Annotated in this window: 11 protein-coding genes; 4 read left to right on the top strand and 7 right to left on the bottom strand. The window is 40.1% G+C overall.

Going from position 1 to position 16,481, the window contains the following annotated elements; genetic code table 11:
• Positions 1-10: 10 nt before the first annotated feature.
• Together PU629_RS10245 and PU629_RS10240 are read right to left on the bottom strand one after the other, a co-directional pair.
• On the bottom strand, positions 11-2,785 hold the full coding sequence (locus tag PU629_RS10245; RefSeq protein ID WP_275284154.1) for a sensor domain-containing phosphodiesterase: 2,775 nt from the start codon (positions 2,783-2,785) through the stop codon (positions 11-13).
• Positions 2,786-3,181: 396 nt separating this feature from the next.
• Positions 3,182-4,450 (bottom strand): sensor domain-containing protein, encoded by a 1,269-nt coding sequence (locus PU629_RS10240; RefSeq protein ID WP_275284153.1) that lies wholly within the window; start codon positions 4,448-4,450, stop codon positions 3,182-3,184.
• 715 nt (positions 4,451-5,165) lie between these two features.
• Here PU629_RS10240 and ahpC point away from each other — a divergent pair.
• Both ahpC and ahpF read left to right on the top strand, forming a co-directional pair.
• Positions 5,166-5,729 carry an alkyl hydroperoxide reductase subunit C gene (gene ahpC, locus PU629_RS10235; RefSeq protein ID WP_275284152.1) on the top strand — a complete coding sequence of 188 codons (564 nt, stop codon included), beginning with the start codon at positions 5,166-5,168 and terminating at the stop codon, positions 5,727-5,729.
• 14 nt (positions 5,730-5,743) lie between these two features.
• Positions 5,744-7,273 (top strand): alkyl hydroperoxide reductase subunit F, encoded by a 1,530-nt coding sequence (ahpF, locus tag PU629_RS10230; protein WP_275284151.1) that lies wholly within the window; start codon positions 5,744-5,746, stop codon positions 7,271-7,273.
• A gap of 237 nt (positions 7,274-7,510) precedes the next feature.
• Here ahpF and PU629_RS10225 read toward each other — a convergent pair whose 3' ends face one another.
• The gene (locus PU629_RS10225; protein ID WP_275284150.1) at positions 7,511-8,854 is read right to left on the bottom strand and encodes an amino acid permease; all 1,344 of its coding nucleotides are present in this window, start codon (positions 8,852-8,854) and stop codon (positions 7,511-7,513) included.
• A gap of 488 nt (positions 8,855-9,342) precedes the next feature.
• Here PU629_RS10225 and PU629_RS10220 point away from each other — a divergent pair, with 488 nt between their 5' ends.
• Together PU629_RS10220 and PU629_RS10215 are read left to right on the top strand one after the other, a co-directional pair.
• Positions 9,343-10,215, top strand: coding sequence for a LysR family transcriptional regulator (locus tag PU629_RS10220; RefSeq protein ID WP_275284149.1), 873 nt, complete (start codon positions 9,343-9,345; stop codon positions 10,213-10,215).
• A 26-nt stretch (positions 10,216-10,241) separates the two neighbouring features.
• On the top strand, positions 10,242-11,453 hold the full coding sequence (locus PU629_RS10215; RefSeq protein WP_275284148.1) for an MFS transporter: 1,212 nt from the start codon (positions 10,242-10,244) through the stop codon (positions 11,451-11,453).
• A 164-nt stretch (positions 11,454-11,617) separates the two neighbouring features.
• Here the strand turns inward: PU629_RS10215 and PU629_RS10210 are convergent, their stop codons facing one another.
• The 4 genes from PU629_RS10210 to PU629_RS10195 all read right to left on the bottom strand — a co-directional run bounded on the left by PU629_RS10210 (position 11,618) and on the right by PU629_RS10195 (position 16,399).
• Positions 11,618-12,643 carry a DNA/RNA non-specific endonuclease gene (locus PU629_RS10210; RefSeq protein ID WP_275284147.1) on the bottom strand — a complete coding sequence of 342 codons (1,026 nt, stop codon included), beginning with the start codon at positions 12,641-12,643 and terminating at the stop codon, positions 11,618-11,620.
• A 431-nt stretch (positions 12,644-13,074) separates the two neighbouring features.
• Positions 13,075-14,157 carry a Gfo/Idh/MocA family protein gene (locus PU629_RS10205; protein ID WP_275284146.1) on the bottom strand — a complete coding sequence of 361 codons (1,083 nt, stop codon included), beginning with the start codon at positions 14,155-14,157 and terminating at the stop codon, positions 13,075-13,077.
• 172 nt (positions 14,158-14,329) lie between these two features.
• Entirely contained in the window at positions 14,330-15,412 is a 1,083-nt protein-coding gene (locus tag PU629_RS10200; protein ID WP_275284145.1) for a Gfo/Idh/MocA family protein, read from the bottom strand.
• Positions 15,413-15,433: 21 nt separating this feature from the next.
• On the bottom strand, positions 15,434-16,399 hold the full coding sequence (locus PU629_RS10195) for a Gfo/Idh/MocA family protein (RefSeq protein WP_275284144.1): 966 nt from the start codon (positions 16,397-16,399) through the stop codon (positions 15,434-15,436).
• Positions 16,400-16,481 lie beyond the last annotated feature (82 nt).

Genomic DNA, 16,481 nt, shown 5'->3' with positions numbered 1-16,481 from the left:
CTCCCTTGGTTTATTTATCTAAATAAACCTTAACGATCTTGCCGGCATCCATTGGCGGACTGAAGTAATAGCCTTGCATCATATAACAGCCTCGCTCAATAAGGAATTTGGCTTGCTCCTTGGTCTCGACACCTTCAGCAATTACGTTAAGGTCTAGATTCCGCGCCAAAGTAATAATCGTGTTGGTAATGGCTTCATCATCTTTCGTCATGTCACTAATAAACGATTTATCGATTTTTAATGTTTTAATTGGGAGATTCTTTAAATAGCCTAGTGAAGAATAACCTGTCCCAAAATCATCAATAGCCATGCTAGTACCTAGACCCTTAAGCTCATTCATCGTTTTAAGGGTTAGCTCTGTATTTTTTATAATCAAGTTTTCTGTAAGTTCCAAATGCAAATACTCAGGAGATAAATTCGTTTCCTTTAGTACATCCTTCACGATATCAAACAAATTATTCTGCTCGAATTGACGAACTGATAAATTAACAGCCATCGTTATTTTTGTGTAGCCTTTCTCATGCCATTTTTTCAGTTGGTGACAAGCCTGTCTAAGTACCCATTCACCCATTGACACAATAAGGCCCGTTTCTTCTGCAATTGGAATGAACTTCTCAGGTGAAATCATCCCTTCAGTCGGATGATTCCATCTCAATAACGCTTCGACTCCGACCAGTTGTCCAGTTTTATAATTGATTTGCGGCTGATAATAAAGAACTAACTCTTCCTGATCTAATGCTTTATATAAAGCATTTTCTAACTTAATACTTTCAAAAGAACGCGTGTCTAACCCTTCACTAAAGAAATGGTAGCTATTCCCTGCTATTTCCTTGGATTTATACATAGCGGTATCCGCATTTTTAATTAAGGTTTCAGCATTATCGCCATTATCTGGAAAGAGACTGATTCCAATACTCGTTTTAATAAAGATCTCATGTTCTTTGAGTTTAAAAGGCTGAGAGAAGGAATCAATGACTAAATTCACAACCTTAACGACTTCGCTATGCATTCTTATATTTGGAAGAAAGATCGTGAACTCATCCCCGCCTTGCCTTGATACGGTTGCGCCTTGTGGAACACAATGATTAAGGCGTTTGGCAACATACTGCAAGAGAAGATCTCCGTAGCTATGTCCTAAAGTATCGTTAATAAATTTAAATCGATCCAAATCTAAATAAAGGACGGCTAATTTTTCACCATGCTGTTTGGCGTTGGTAATACCTTGGTCCAGACGATCGTTCAAGAGGACCCGATTAGGTAAGTCTGTCAAACTATCAAAATAAGCATGGTATTTAATTTCTTCCTCCATTTGTTTCCGTTCAGTAATATCCTTAAAAGTTACAACATATCCGACGACTTCAGAGCTTTCCATAATAGACGTCGTCACATATTCAACCGGAAATTGGGTCGAGTCTTTTCTAATAAAGGTTCCTTCTTCATAGCCGTTTATCCCAACCTTGTCAGGACTTTTTGAAGCACTTATATCCGATTCATTATATATAAGTTGAGCCGATTTCCCAATCAATTCTTCTCTATTTTCATAACCCAGCATGGAAGCCCCAGCCGGATTACAGAACGTTATATTTTTATTGAGGTCTAAGCCAAAAATCCCATCACCAGCCGAATTAAGGATGAGCTCCTTCTCACGACTTATCTGCTTTAATTCTAAAACAACACTTTCAAGCTCTTTATTCTTTACGGTAATTTCAGATGTCCGTTCCTCTATAATAACCTCTTGTTTTTCCATATATAATAAGTTTGCCAACGTGGAGGCTGTGGCGTCAACAATGGATTGAGCGAGCTGTATCTTAGCATCCGAGTAGAACATTTTTTCTTGATCAAATGTGACAATGGCAATAACACCTAAGACCTCACCCATTGAAACTAGTGGAAGCATAAATAGACCTCTCATGCCAAAATTTCGACATAACTCATGATTAGGACGGCTGTCCTCAAACACATCGGAAATGAGGATTGGCTTCTTGGTATTGACCACCTCTTTAAATACCGCATCATTTGTTTGGTCAATATTCATTTTACTATGAGTCTTCATCCAATCTTCTTCAGACCAATCGCTATCTTTACTTAGTTTTGCTGGTTTTATTCTTTTTTCAGCGAGCGGATCAAGTAAATGAATCCCGGGATTATAATTATTTAATACTTTTCCAACATAAGAAAAACAGGTATCAATACTTTCCTGCATAGTCGAGCACATGGAAAGGTCTCGATTGACATCTAATAATAGCTGCTTTTCAGCAAGAAGGTTTTCTTTGTAAGTCAGATTATTGGCATTTTGAATGGCTACCGCTGCCATATTAACATAGGCTTCTACTGTTTGAATTTCAGAAGGGGTTAAATTCATAGGTATCCCATAATCAAACAAGAAGACTAAGCCAAATAATTCCTGCTCATAAGATATAGGAAGCGCCAATAAAGATTTGATTTGAAAGCCTTCTACGGCTCTAGGATCTGGCCGATTATCCTTTGATGTATCCGCTATATAGATTGTTTTTTTGGTTTCAATAACTTCCTTCGCTAATAAATCAAATTCAGTGTCAACAATATGCATGTCAAGCGTCCAGCCATTAATCACTTCTGGCTTCCCCACATAACCTTTAAACGTCCCATCAGCTTGCGGTAAATAAATACCAACTGAGTCACACTGAACGATTTCCTCAGAAATGGCAGTGACAACATGCTCTAAAACTTCGCGAAGTTCTCTTTTGGTATTAATTACTTTTGTTATATTGGCGAGCCGTGAGTACCTTGTTTGTTCCTTATACATATCTTATCTCCAATCCAATATGAACCCCAAAATAATAATTAACCAATTAAATAGTAGTTAAAGTCCAAATTCCAACCTTAAAACTCATCAAAACGTTTATCCCTATGATACCAATAAATAATAGGCCACTCTTCCCAAACTCAACTCGTTAAGCGCCATCATACGTGATTGATATGAATCTAACGGACTATTAAAAGGATACATTAATCTACTCCTATCTTATCACGTACTAACCAAGATTTCTCTATAAAAATTAAACGTTTGTTTAATCGAAGTCAAAATCGGATCGTTTTGTGCAGTCTTTATAAAAATAAAAATTTTAGAACCTGTTAATAAAAAAATCTCCTTAAAAGAAACTAATAATTAAGAAGAGAATAGTTCAAAAGACTCATCCTATTATCGATCCTTTTTAATTGTGCATTTTCTCTTTTGTTTTTTGGGAATTGCCGTTGGTTTAAGTTTGTACATAGCTATGTCCGCTTTTTTGCAGAGTACTTCAAGTGTATCCCCATCACCAGGTGAGATGGAAAATCCAATGCTTGCTGCAATAGAAAGAGAATGATGAGCAATTGTAAATGGTTGAGTGAAGGACTCCCGAATTTTCTCCATAATGCCCATCATTTCAGAACGTTCTTTTATATTTGGACATATTATAGTAAACTCATCTCCTCCCCATCTTGCGGCTAATCCCCTGTCTCCAACTGCTCCAGTTAACCTTGTAGCTGCTTCAATTAAAAGTAAGTCTCCTATATCATGTCCGAATGTATCGTTTACGTGCTTAAATTCATCCAAATCGATTAACATCAGTCCATGTGATTCATCCTTATTTTCTTCTAAAAGTTGTTTAACATGATTGTTAAAAAGACGCCGATTTGGCAAATTAGTTAAAGTATCGTGGAAGGCCATGTGAACGACGGTCTCTTCGGCTTCTTTGCGGGCGGTTATATCACGCCCGACACAAATTCTTTGCATGATATCCCCAGATAAATTGCGGATATATTCAACAGTCGTTTCATACCAGCGATAGTCGCCATCTTTATGCCTGACTCGACCGGTAAAACGCACCGTATCTTGATCAATAAATTCTGAGTTGCGAGCTTCAAGTAACTTTTTTTGATCATCCGGATGATTAAAATCAATGGAAGGTCTTCCAATGACCTCTTCTGGCGTGTAACCGAGCAGAGCTTCCACTGTTGGAGAGATATATGTGAATACGCCATCTGGTGAAAGGGATGAAATAATGTTTTGCGATTTCTTTGAAATAAAAGCGAACATATCTTGAATGTTTAACAAGATCTTACTTTGTTCCCTATCAACTGTGATATCTTCAAATGTCATGAACCATCCTATCTTCTGTCTATCACCTACAAGCGGAAGACACGTTAATCTAACATAAACTAAGTACCCTTTTTTATGGTGAATGGCAAGATCAAATCGGGATTCATCTTCTTCATCAAAACGGACCCGTTCGAAATCCTGAACATCCAGCAGTTCTTTCAATGATGCGTTCATCAGTTCTTCACGTGAATAACCAAACATATTTATGGCCGTTGTGTTAACGTTCAAAAACTTACCATTAAAATCAACTATAATAATGCCTTCTGGATGATGGTCAAAAAAATGTTGGAAGGCACCTGGCTGCTCTAATATTTTTTTCTGTAACATGATTCATGAATCCACCTTTGAATTCTTTAAGGTTGAAATATAGCATTCCAATTAGTGTTTCATCATTCATTATATTTCTTATTAAATTCCAAAATCAAAGGAAATATTATGTCGATTTATATTTCCTTAAAACAAGGTATCCTCAGAACCCTTTTACTCCAATTATCGTCCTGTTTTTATGGGATAAACGATCGTAAACTTTTTTAAGAATTAGGTGTTACGACATTCCGCTATTCGATTGATAAACGCGTGACTCAAAACATTTATAAGTACAGCATTCTCTAATGGGGGCTAAATTTATTAGCTTAATATCTGGCACCGTCTCATTTAGATGCTTGGGCCAACATTATCCCCTACTATTTAAAGAGACGTTCTTGAACTTGCTTATCAGCCAACCCTTTGATAAACACATTTATTATTTATGAAATTGGGGAAAGACGAGCATACTTTTATAAGTGCGAACTTTCGCTGCTAGTTGAAAATCAATGATCGTGCCGATAACGATTATCACTTAGAATCATTTCTCTTCTGCTTCTACAATGCTGAAAAAACGCCATAACCCTTGGTTTCTTCAGCTATCTTTCGATGATTTGCGAGGTAATCTGACATATCATTTGACAAACCTATTGCCACTTATATTATAATAACTATAAAGTAATAATTACTCTTCAAAGTGATAATTACTATATATAAAAAATTTGGAGGAGTGGACACTATGTCACTAATAGGAAAAGAAGTACTACCATTTACAGCACAAGCTTATAAAAACGGAGAGTTTATTGAAGTCACAGATCAAGATTTCAAAGGACACTGGAGTATTCTCTGCTTCTATCCAGCTGATTTTACATTTGTTTGTCCAACAGAACTTGAAGATCTTCAAGACCAGTACCCAGAACTTCAAAAACTTGGAGTTGAAGTTTTCTCTTGCTCAAGAGATTCTCATTTCACACATAAAGCATGGCACGATACATCTGACGCCATTGGCAAACTAACATACACAATGATTGGTGATCCTGGTCACGTTCTTTCTCGCCACTTTGATGTCTTTGTTGAAGAAGAAGGCCGTGCTGACCGCGGAACATTCATCATTGACCCAGACGGTATCATCCAAGCTGTCGAAATTAATGCAGAAGGTATTGGCCGTGATGCGAGCACACTCATCGATAAAATTAAAGCGGCTCAATATGTCCGTAATAACCCAGGTGAAGTTTGCCCAGCAAAATGGAAAGAAGGCGGAGAAACACTTAAACCAAGCCTTGATCTTGTCGGTAAAATTTAAGGGGAGCGTTATAAATGGCATTAGATGCAGAAATCAAGTCACAATTAAGTCAGTACCTTCAACTGCTTGAAGGCCGCATTGCCCTCAAAGTAAGTGCGGGTTCTGACAACGTTTCAAGTGAGATGCTTTCCCTTGTTGAAGAGTTAGCTTCCATGTCGCCTAAGATTACAGTTGAAAAAACGGAACTAACTAGAACACCTAGCTTTAGTGTCAACCGAGTTGGCGAAGACACCGGCGTTACGTTTGCTGGTGTTCCGCTCGGACATGAATTTACCTCTTTGGTCTTAGCCCTCTTGCAAGTTAGTGGACGAGCACCAAAGGTTGAGCAAAACGTCATCGATAAAATTAAGAACATTCAAGGTGAGTATCACTTTGAAACCTATGTCAGCTTAACTTGCCACAACTGCCCGGATGTCGTCCAAGCCTTGAATATCCTAAGTGTGCTTAACCCAAGCATCACTCACACCATGATCGATGGTGCTGCTTTTAAAGAAGAAGTTGAAAGCAAAGATATTCTTGCCGTTCCAGCGGTTTTTCTAAATGGCGAACCTTTTGCTAACGGTCGGATGAGCTTAGAAGATATCTTGACTAAGCTCGGTGAAGGTCCAAGTGCTGAAGGTCTTTCTGAGAAAGATCCTTTTGATGTTCTTGTTGTTGGCGGTGGTCCTGCTGGTGCCAGTGCAGCTATTTATGCTGCCCGAAAAGGGATCCGTACGGGTATCGTTGCCGAGCGCTTCGGTGGTCAAATTCTTGATACATTAAGCATCGAAAACTTTATCAGTGTGAAGAATACGGAAGGACCTCAACTCGCTGCTGCCCTTGAATCACACGTTCATGAATACGACATTGACATCATGAACAATCAGCGCGTCAAGGGTCTCGAAAAGAAGGATCTTATTGAAGTTGAACTCGAAAACGGCGCTGTTCTTAAGAGCAAAACCGTTATCGTTTCAACCGGAGCTCGCTGGCGTCATATCAATGTCCCTGGCGAAGAAGAGTTCAAAAATAAAGGGGTTGCTTACTGCCCTCACTGTGACGGACCATTGTTTGCTGGAAAAGATGTGGCCGTTATTGGCGGCGGTAACTCAGGGATTGAAGCAGCCATCGACCTAGCTGGAATTGTCAAGCATGTCACCGTTCTTGAATATAATTCTGAGCTTAAAGCAGACAAAGTCTTGATTAACCGTCTCTCTACCCTTCCAAATGTGACGGTTTTAACTAATGCACAAACATCCGAAATCACCGGTAATGAGAAGGTCAACGGCTTATCGTATGTCGACCGTGAAACAGGAGAAAGCAAGCACATTGAATTAGCGGGTGTGTTTGTCCAAATCGGACTTGTGCCAAATACCGAATGGTTAGAAGGCAAGCTTGAACGCAACCACATCGGCGAAATCATTGTTGATAAACGCGGGGCTACCACGATCCCAGGCGTATTTGCTGCTGGTGACTGCACGGATAGTGCTTATAACCAAATCATTATTTCCATGGGATCCGGTTCAACTGCTGCATTAGGTGCTTTTGATTATCTCATAAGAAACTAAAACTAGTAATCAAGTGTCAAAAAACATGGTGCTCTTTTTCTAAGAGGAGCACCATGTTTTTTTATTTTGAAACCGATAGAATCTGAACTTGCGGTAACCGAGACCCGCAACACCAAAGTGCGGAGGCTCGACCATTCGTCCACACAAGGCAAGAGCATTCTCACATTGTTTAAGCGTTAAATCTATCCCTGGGAAGAAAGAAGTCATGTTAGGGCTACTTCCCTAACCAAACCCGTTTCACTTTACCCTATTTTGGCGATGAGTGATAAAGGCTAATAGAATTAACGCAATTAACGTAACAGCACATACGGTTGAGCCAACTATATTACTTTTATTAAAAAATAACGATATAAAAATATAAGCCAATGCTATAATCGCAATGAAATTGGTATAAGGCGCCCCTTTTAGCTGGAAGGTTGGGGTCATTGGATAAGATGGGCGAAGCTTTAATTGAGCGGCACAAATACTTATCCAAATGAGGGTAATTGAGAATCCTGGAATCGACATGATGTAATTAATAATTTGGCTTGGCATGAAGTAAGCCAAAATAACACCAAATATAATACAAAGGCTTGTAATAAGGATGCCAAACACAGGGATCCCTTTGCTAGTCGTTCTTAACAAAGACTTCGGTGCCACACCGCTCTCAGCCATTGATAATAACGTTCGTGAAGTCGCATAAATACCAGAGTTAGCTGCCGAAAGTACGGCTGTAAGAAGAACAATATTCATAACAGTCGCTGCTCCCGGCAATCCTGATAAGCTAAACACTTGAACAAAAGGGCTCCCCTCATTACTAACTTTATTCCACGGAATGAGCCCACAAATAATCAATATGGGAAAGACATAAAACGTGATCACCCGAAAAACCGTTCCTTTTATAATCCTTGGTAAAACCTTTTCAGCATCCTTAACCTCCGTAACAGCTACACCGACCAACTCGGCTCCCCCATAAGAAAACATAACGATTAGGAGTGCCCCTAGTATCCCTCTTACACCGTGCGGGAAAAAACCGCCGTGATTGGTGTAATTGGATAACGGAGCTTGTATAGGACTAGGAATGATTCCAAATAGAATCAGAGCTCCCAGTATAATAAACGCGACTAAAGCGAGTATTTTAATTCCTGCAAACCAGAACTCTAACTCTCCATAAATTTGAACCTGAAACAGATTGATACCAATAATAACAGCACCACAACACAAACTTAATAACCAAAGTGGATAATGAGGCAACCAAAATTGTAAAAAAGAACCTCCAGCTAATAATTCAACTACTGTAACAAGAATCCAGTTGATCCAATAAAGCCAACCCACAACAAAAGAGACCCGAAACCCAAATGCCTTATAAATGATCGTCTGAACATTTAAATGAGGAAAGGCCATCGCCATTTCTCCTAAAGCAGCCATAACGATAAATAGCAAGAGTCCGCCTGCAAGGTAGGCTAATACAACACTAGGCCCAGCTATATTAAGCGTATCTGAGCTTCCTTTAAAGATACCGGTCCCAATCATACCAGCTAAAGCAATGAATTGGGCATGCCTAGGTAATAGGCCTTTTTTTAATCCTTGATGTTTTTCCATGATGTCTAACTCCTTTTATCTATCCCGATTTCCTTTGAATCTAGAGCGTGTTTCATTCCTTTAACTCACCTTAAAATAAAAAAACCACTGAACGTTTAGCAGCGGAATGTTTCATAAATGATTTATAACGACGTATAAATAGATATCTATTATTCCAGTTATAGCTTTTCCAATTTAAAAAATTTAATGAGGAAATTGAACAGCCTATTACTTAAACGCTTTTACGCATTAAAGCAACATGTCCTATAATAACATTTGAATAATGAGAGGTCAATAGATTCACACGCCTTTCCTGTGAAAGCTCTCCTCCCCTATTCCCGATTCGAACTGATGATCGATTTGCTTCTTCAAAGTCCATCCCCCCTTCTATAGTTTTTAAATCAAGAACGATAACTTTCGCGCATCGATTTCATGCCTATTAACGATTAGAAGTTATGCGTGAAAAGGCGTATGATAGAAGAAGAGTAAGATCAAAGTGAGGTCCTTCTATGGATTGGCATCAAATTATTTATTTTCAGAGCGTAGCAAATGTCCAGCACATTACCCGCGCGGCCAAACAATTATCAATATCTCAACCAGCTCTTAGCCGCTCCATTTCAAAGCTTGAGGATGAGCTGGGCGTTCAGTTGTTTGACCGGAAAGGTCGAAACATTTATTTAAACCGATATGGAAAAATGTTTTTAAGTCGAGTTGAGCAATCGATTAAGCAAATTGAAATCGGTAAACAAGAAATTTGGGACGACATCCATCCAGACAAGGGAACAATCTCCTTGTCCTTTTTGCCTTCACTTGGAATCAGTTTAGTCCCTGACTTGTTAAGCTCTTATCAACAGGAGCATCCGAACGTAAAATTCCAATTATCTCAAGCCTCTAATCGGCAAATCTTAGATCAATTAAAACAAAGAAAAACGGACTTGGCCCTCATTTCTTTATATCACGAAGATGAAGAGATCCAGTGTCAACCGCTTATAACTGAAGAGTTGTTTGTCATTGTATCCATTGATCATCCGTTAGCTTCTTATCACGAAATTGATTTAAACATGGTTCGGGATGAACCTTTTATTTCTTTTAAAGACGTTAATGAATTGCAAACGATTATACTTGAGTTATGTAAGGAAGCCGGCTTCTCCCCTAATGTTGTGTTTGAAGGGGAGGATATTGGGACAGTAGCCGGATTAGTTGGCGCCAAATTAGGAGTTTCTTTAGTTCCTAAGCTAAAGGTTTTAGATAAAACAAAAATAAAACTCATTCGTGTCACGAATCCAATCTGCAAAAGGGAGATTGGTGTGGCCTGGTTAAAAGACAGCTATATCTCTCCCGTTGTTGAGCGATTTGTACAATATATTCAACACTTTTTCTAAATTCATTAAAGGAGTTCAAATCAACAATGCCTTACATCCAGCGTGGAACAAAAGCCTTCACGAAAGCGAGCCTTGCCTTATTTGCTGGCGGTTTCTGTACGTTTGCCATCCTATGGGGAACTCAGCCCTTGCTGCCGGAAATCGCAACCGAGTTTCACCTATCACCTGCCATATCAAGCTTATGCCAATCATCCACGACGATTGCTTTAGCGATTAGCATGCTCATCGCAGGTTCTTTATCAGAGGTCTATGGACGCAAGAGAGTCATGACTTTTTCCTTAATCGCTTCATCCATTCTTGCCATTTTAACTGGATTTGCGCCAAGCTTTAGCTTGTTAGTGTTATGCAGAATTTTACAAGGAATCACTTTGGCTGGGCTTCCAGCTGTCGCCATGGCATACTTAAGTGAAGAAATCGAGCCCAAAAGCTTAGGTATGGCGATGGGATTATACATTAGCGGGAATTCCATCGGCGGAATGGCTGGTCGGATCATTAGCGGGACTTTAACGGATCTATTTGGCTGGCATACTGCCTTAATAGGAATTGGTGTGATTAGCTTACTTTCAAGCTTCGTTTTTTGGGTGATTCTGCCGCAATCGACTCATTTTGCCTCCCAAAGCTTTAAGATCAAAAACTTAACGCGCTCTTTATTTAGTCATTTTAAATTACCTAGTCTTCTCTGCCTTTTTGCAATTGGATTTTTATTAATGGGCGGCTTTGTTTCTTTATACAACTACATTGGCTTCCAGTTAATTAAGCCCCCCTATTCCCTTAGCCAGACTTTAGTCGGCTTTATTTTCATCGTTTATCTTGTCGGGACCTTTAGTTCAACATGGATGGGGATGTTGGCCGACCAACATGGAAAAAGGCGAATCTTACAGTTATCCTTGATTATTTTATTAGCAGGTGTTTGTATCACCTTAAGTCCTAACTTATGGTTAAAAATTATAGGGATTGCCATCTTTACTTATGGTTTTTTTGCCGGACATTCGATCGCTAGCGGCTGGGTAGGAAAACTTGCAACTCACGATAAAGCTCAAGCCGCTTCCCTCTATTTATTCTTTTATTATGCGGGATCCAGTATCGGCGGGACGGCAAGCGGCGCTTTTTATTCCAACTTTGGCTGGTTCGGCGTCGTTGCTATGATTGCTGTATTGTCGATCCTTTCAATCTTGGTTTCCTTTCTCCTTGGAAGATTGACAAAGGAAAGACTCCATTTGTCAGCCAAACAAGTTTAATGACAAATGGGTTTAAGTAAACGGAATAGTCGTAAGAAAAAAACCGAATCCTCTCATTCAGGATTCGGTTTTTTCTATGAGGTTGCTCACTTTTTTAATTGCTTACAATGAACGATTTCGTCTCATTCCATGTAAAACAATCAATCATTTTAAAATAGGCATCGTTAGTTTACAACTAACTGTTTGGTGATGGTTTCCCCATTGACCTTTATGATGACATTATAAGTACCTGCTTTTGTTCTTGAACCGACCGTCCAAGTCCAACTAATCTTGCCTTTAGCGTCCGACGTCTTAGGTTCTAACCCTGATGCGTGACTCGGACCAGAGCCATAATCGACTTCAATCGTCCCTTGTACATTCGGTTTTGTTTTAACGGTTACCGTTGCCTTACCCCCATCATGTACAGTTAGTTCGTTCGTAGACACACTCCCATCACCAGGATTTAAGGGCTGGGTGCTTTCCTTTGCTTGTGCAGAGGAGGTCTGATTATTTTCTGTTGTGCCCACTCTAGAAGAACCATCTGCGTAATTGATCGTTACACCCGGTTCCACATTAAAAATATACACATTAAAATCAATTTGGTTATCTTCAATACTTTTGGCTTGCATATGAACCCCTCTTGCGACCAATTCATTTCCTCTAAATATAGGCTCGACTTGGTAACGGACATGATGATTTGTTATCCTTATATATGTCGCAATTTTGTTTTCATAAACAAGCATGCCTGGGTCATTAAGACTTCTTGTACCAGTCATTAAATTTTTTGGATTATTATTTTCCCCTGTTAATTGGTAACCGATAAGATGACTGCGATTGTACAGCCATTCTGTTTTCCCATTGACTTCAATTTTTTTGTTCTTCCAACCGGTAGGATCCACATAAAGCGGCTCTCGCTCTTTTGAAGGCATGAGAGATTTTGACAACATAGCGTTGGCTGTACCTACACGATTTAAAGCATCTAAATTAGAAAAGGATTGCCAGCTCCCGTTAGCTAAACTTAAATCTTTTTTGGTAAAAGAAGCATGATTATTATTTAAGACAATCACTTGTTTCCCCTGATAATTGAGATCGGGAAGTGATTGAGTTTGCGAGGATGAGTGACCGCTCCCATCACTGCAAGCACTGACCATTAGATACATAAAAATAACGAATAAGGCTAACGTGACTTTACTTAATTTCATAGATTTCATAACTTTTCACACCTATCACGGAAAAAAACTTTATCGCCGACACTTGTCTTCCCCATAAAAACCCCCTCGTTCATCCAATCATTCTATCACATTAATTAATGTTCTAAAACTTATACCTTAGCTTTCTAATCCCGTCTTAATACCGTTTATAATAAAATGTAAAAACGCTTGAACCTTTTGCTAACAAAAGGTTCAAGCGTCATCTACTAAAGTTAAGTACGTGTTTTTATTTAAAAAAGGCTCTTTTCTAAAAGATTGTTGCTAGTTGATAAAAAATAGGTGGAAATAGACGAGACTCCTGCGGGAATAGCAAGCCAGGTGAGACCCCGCAGGCGTATTTTGCCGAGGAGGCTCACGGATTGCCCGCGGAAAGCGAGCTTATTGGAGCCTAAAAAAACAACAAAGTTTACGAAAACAGCCTTAAAAAAGAGTTAGAGTTCAGGGATCTCGATCGTTACTTCTCGACCTTGCTCAGAAGAACGCAAAACGCCGTCTATAATCGCTTGATTGAAGAGAATTTGCTCGGCTGGAATCGGCGCTCCCTTCCCTTCTTTAATAGCGACAACAAAGTCTCGTACTTTTTCATAAAAGATATCAATAGCATGCTCCTGAACAGGTATTGTGGTGTCCACATGGTGACCTTTGAAATCGTGAAAGAGTTCAACAGAACCTATGCCTCCATCCCAAACACCGCTCCATGGCCCGTTACCAGCAGGGGTCAGTTTAAGACCTGCTTCTTTTCCAAGGAAGAGGGTGGGTCCTAGAGAATCCATATGCATAGCCCAAGAAATCTTGAAATTCAAAACTTTATCACCTTCAAGGCGAACCAAAGCAACGCCAAAATCTTCCACTTCAAATCGGTCTGCTTCAGGATGGTAAAAAGGATTTGTTCCAAAATGATTTGAGGTGTAAGCAGAGACGGTTAAAGGTTTTGGATAATCCAATGCGTTTAGAGCTAAATCGAGTGAATAGCAGCCAATATCTGCCATAGCTCCAGCCCCTGCCAGTTCCTTGTTAATAAATGTTCCGCCTGGCATCCCTCGACGCCTGCCTCCACCTGTCTGAACATAATAGACGTCTCCGAGCTGTGTTTGAACGATTTCTTTAACGGCTTTCATATTTGGATCATACCTAGGCTGGAACCCTACCGTTAAGAGTTTCCCTGACTTTTTCGCCGCTTGAACCATCTCAATTCCCTGCTGAAGGGTCACGGCAAGCGGTTTTTCGACGAGCACATTTTTGCCCGCCGTCAGAGCAGCTATACTCGTTCTGTGATGCGCGTTATTAGGTGTACAGATACTCACCCCATCCAAATCGAGTTTGAGTAATTCGAGATGATCTTGAAATCCGACAGCCCCGTTTATTTCCCATCTTGAAATAAAGGCTTCAGCCTTTCCAGGAATAATATCTTGTACAGCGACAATTTCAACATCCTCCATTTGCTTATAAGCCTTCGCGTGAGAACCTGCAATGCCGCCGCTCCCGATAATACCAATTCTGATTTTATTCGACATACTGCGCCTCCTTTTAATCCTCATTTTGACACACCTAACGATGAAGGATTGTTCTTTCTCCGTTTAGATACCGACTCTCTTAATTCAGCCCCCCTGCTATTTGGGCAGGGGATCGTAACACACATTATTAAATGGCTTTCTAAAAATGACTTTTTTCACATTATCTTTTGAGTTAATTAAAGTAAACGGCTTCACCCGTTTTGGCAGATTCATAGATTCCTTCAAGAATCTGAGTGACCACAAAAGCTTGCTCAGGCTTCACGAGTGGCTCTGTATTGTTGACGATGGCCTCAATCCACAGCCGTGCTTCTAAGTCCGCATCCGATTCTTTTTTGCCACTGAAGAAGGCTACACCAGAACTGCCAAGATCGACTTCTTTGGTGTAAAGCTTACCGAACTCTTCCCCATTAATGCGAAGGCCGCCTTTCATATCAGCTCCTGCTTTAGTCCCGCTTAAAGAGCATTTTGCCTCATCAACTTCAAGTGTATTAAGAGCCCAACTCGACTCTAATGCGATCGTTGCCCCATTCTCCATTGTGATAAAACCAAACGCTGAATCTTCGACCGTAAATTTTTCTGGATCCCACGGTCCAAAGGCATTAGCCGCATTTTTCGTTTGAGACAGTTTATGATAGGTCGTCCCTAACACGGCCTTAGGCTGATAGTTATCCATCATCCATAATGTGAGATCAAGGGCATGTGTCCCAATGTCAATGAGCGGTCCACCACCCTGCTTTTCTTCATCCAGGAAAACACCCCATGTCGGAACAGCTCTTCGGCGAATCGCATGCGCTTTGGCATAATACACCTCACCTAAATCACCTTGTTCACACAATTGTTTTAAGTGTAAACTGTCTGGTCGGAAGCGGTTGTTGTAACCAATGGTTAGCTTTTTGCCCGTTCGCTTAGCAGCTTCAACCATTTGCTTAGCCTCTTCTGAATTGATCGCCATAGGCTTTTCACACATCACATGTTTTCCCGCTTCAAGTCCCGCAACTGATATTTCAGCATGTGAGGCATTGGGTGTTAAGACATGCACCACTTCAATCGATTCATCCTTAAGAAGCACTTTATAATCCTCGTAGACAGCAGCATTTTCACATCCATATTCTTTGCTGGCCTTGATCGCTCTTTCAACTTCAATATCACAAAACGCCACTAACTCCACGTTTTGCAGCTTACTTAGACTAGGAAGATGCTTCCCATTTGCAATTCCACCGCACCCAATAATTCCAATTCGCACGATTCGTGTCATTAGTTGATCCATCCCGTCTAATTAGATTTGAAGCTTATAGTTAGCAGAAGCGTATATTTTCTCCGTTAACTCAATCACTTTCAAAGCATATTCCCCTCTTACGTAATCATCATTTCGGCCTAAAATAGCCTCTATAAAACGTTTATCTTGATTGGTCGTTTGGACTGGAAGAGTTGGAATGAGTGGCTTTTGATCCAAATAACGCAGGGTTAGTTCTCCATTATCGTAAAAGATGGCGCCTTTTTCTCCACCAAAAACATAGGTTTCATGCCAACATGGAGCATCCCCAATTATAGTCAATGAACCTAAAAGACCATCTGAAAAGCGCAGTGTTGTCATCGAATTAATTTCTACTGGAAATCCGGTTGTCTCAATAGTGGCATGAACCTCCTCGGGCTGTTGACCGGTGATCCATAGCAGGACATCGATAATGTGACTGCCTGAATCCATCAACATGCCACCCCCGGACAACGAAGGATTCTGTCTCCAAGTGTTCGCCGTAAGTGTATTCCAGTCTTGATAAAGAGAAGCGTTTACAGTTGTTAATTTTCCAATTAGTCCATTCTGAACACACTCTCTTATGTACTGAAATTCAGGGTGAAAGTGTCTTTGATAGGATACCTGAAGGATAATGCCGTGGTCGCTGGCAAGTTTGATAAGCTCTCGACACTCAGCGGATGAGCAAACCATTGGTTTTTCCAACAAAACATGAAGTCCTGACTTTATGGCATCCTTTGCCTGCTGGTAATGAAGCATATGAGGCGAGCAAATCACAACCGCATCCAATTCGGTTTCCTTTAGCATGAGTTGATAATCTGTATAAGTTCTTGATTGTTCAACCTCAAATTCCCGAGCAAAGCTTTCTCTTTGCGTTTCACTCGGGTCCGCAACGGCCTCAATCACGACTTCATTTAATTCTTTAAGTTGTCTTCCGTGGACGCGTGACATGCCGCCAGTTCCGATAATGCCAACTCTAAGTTGTCTCATGTTTTGCCCCCCATTCGCTTTTTTTAAATGAGAATCAGTTAAACGGCTTAAAATATCAGAACAAATTAATTTCGTTAATGCT

The organism is Pullulanibacillus sp. KACC 23026 (assembly GCF_029094525.1).
In the GTDB taxonomy this organism is placed as follows: Bacteria; Bacillota; Bacilli; order Bacillales; family Sporolactobacillaceae; genus KACC-23026.
This window is presented reverse-complemented; position numbering and strand designations above follow the sequence as displayed.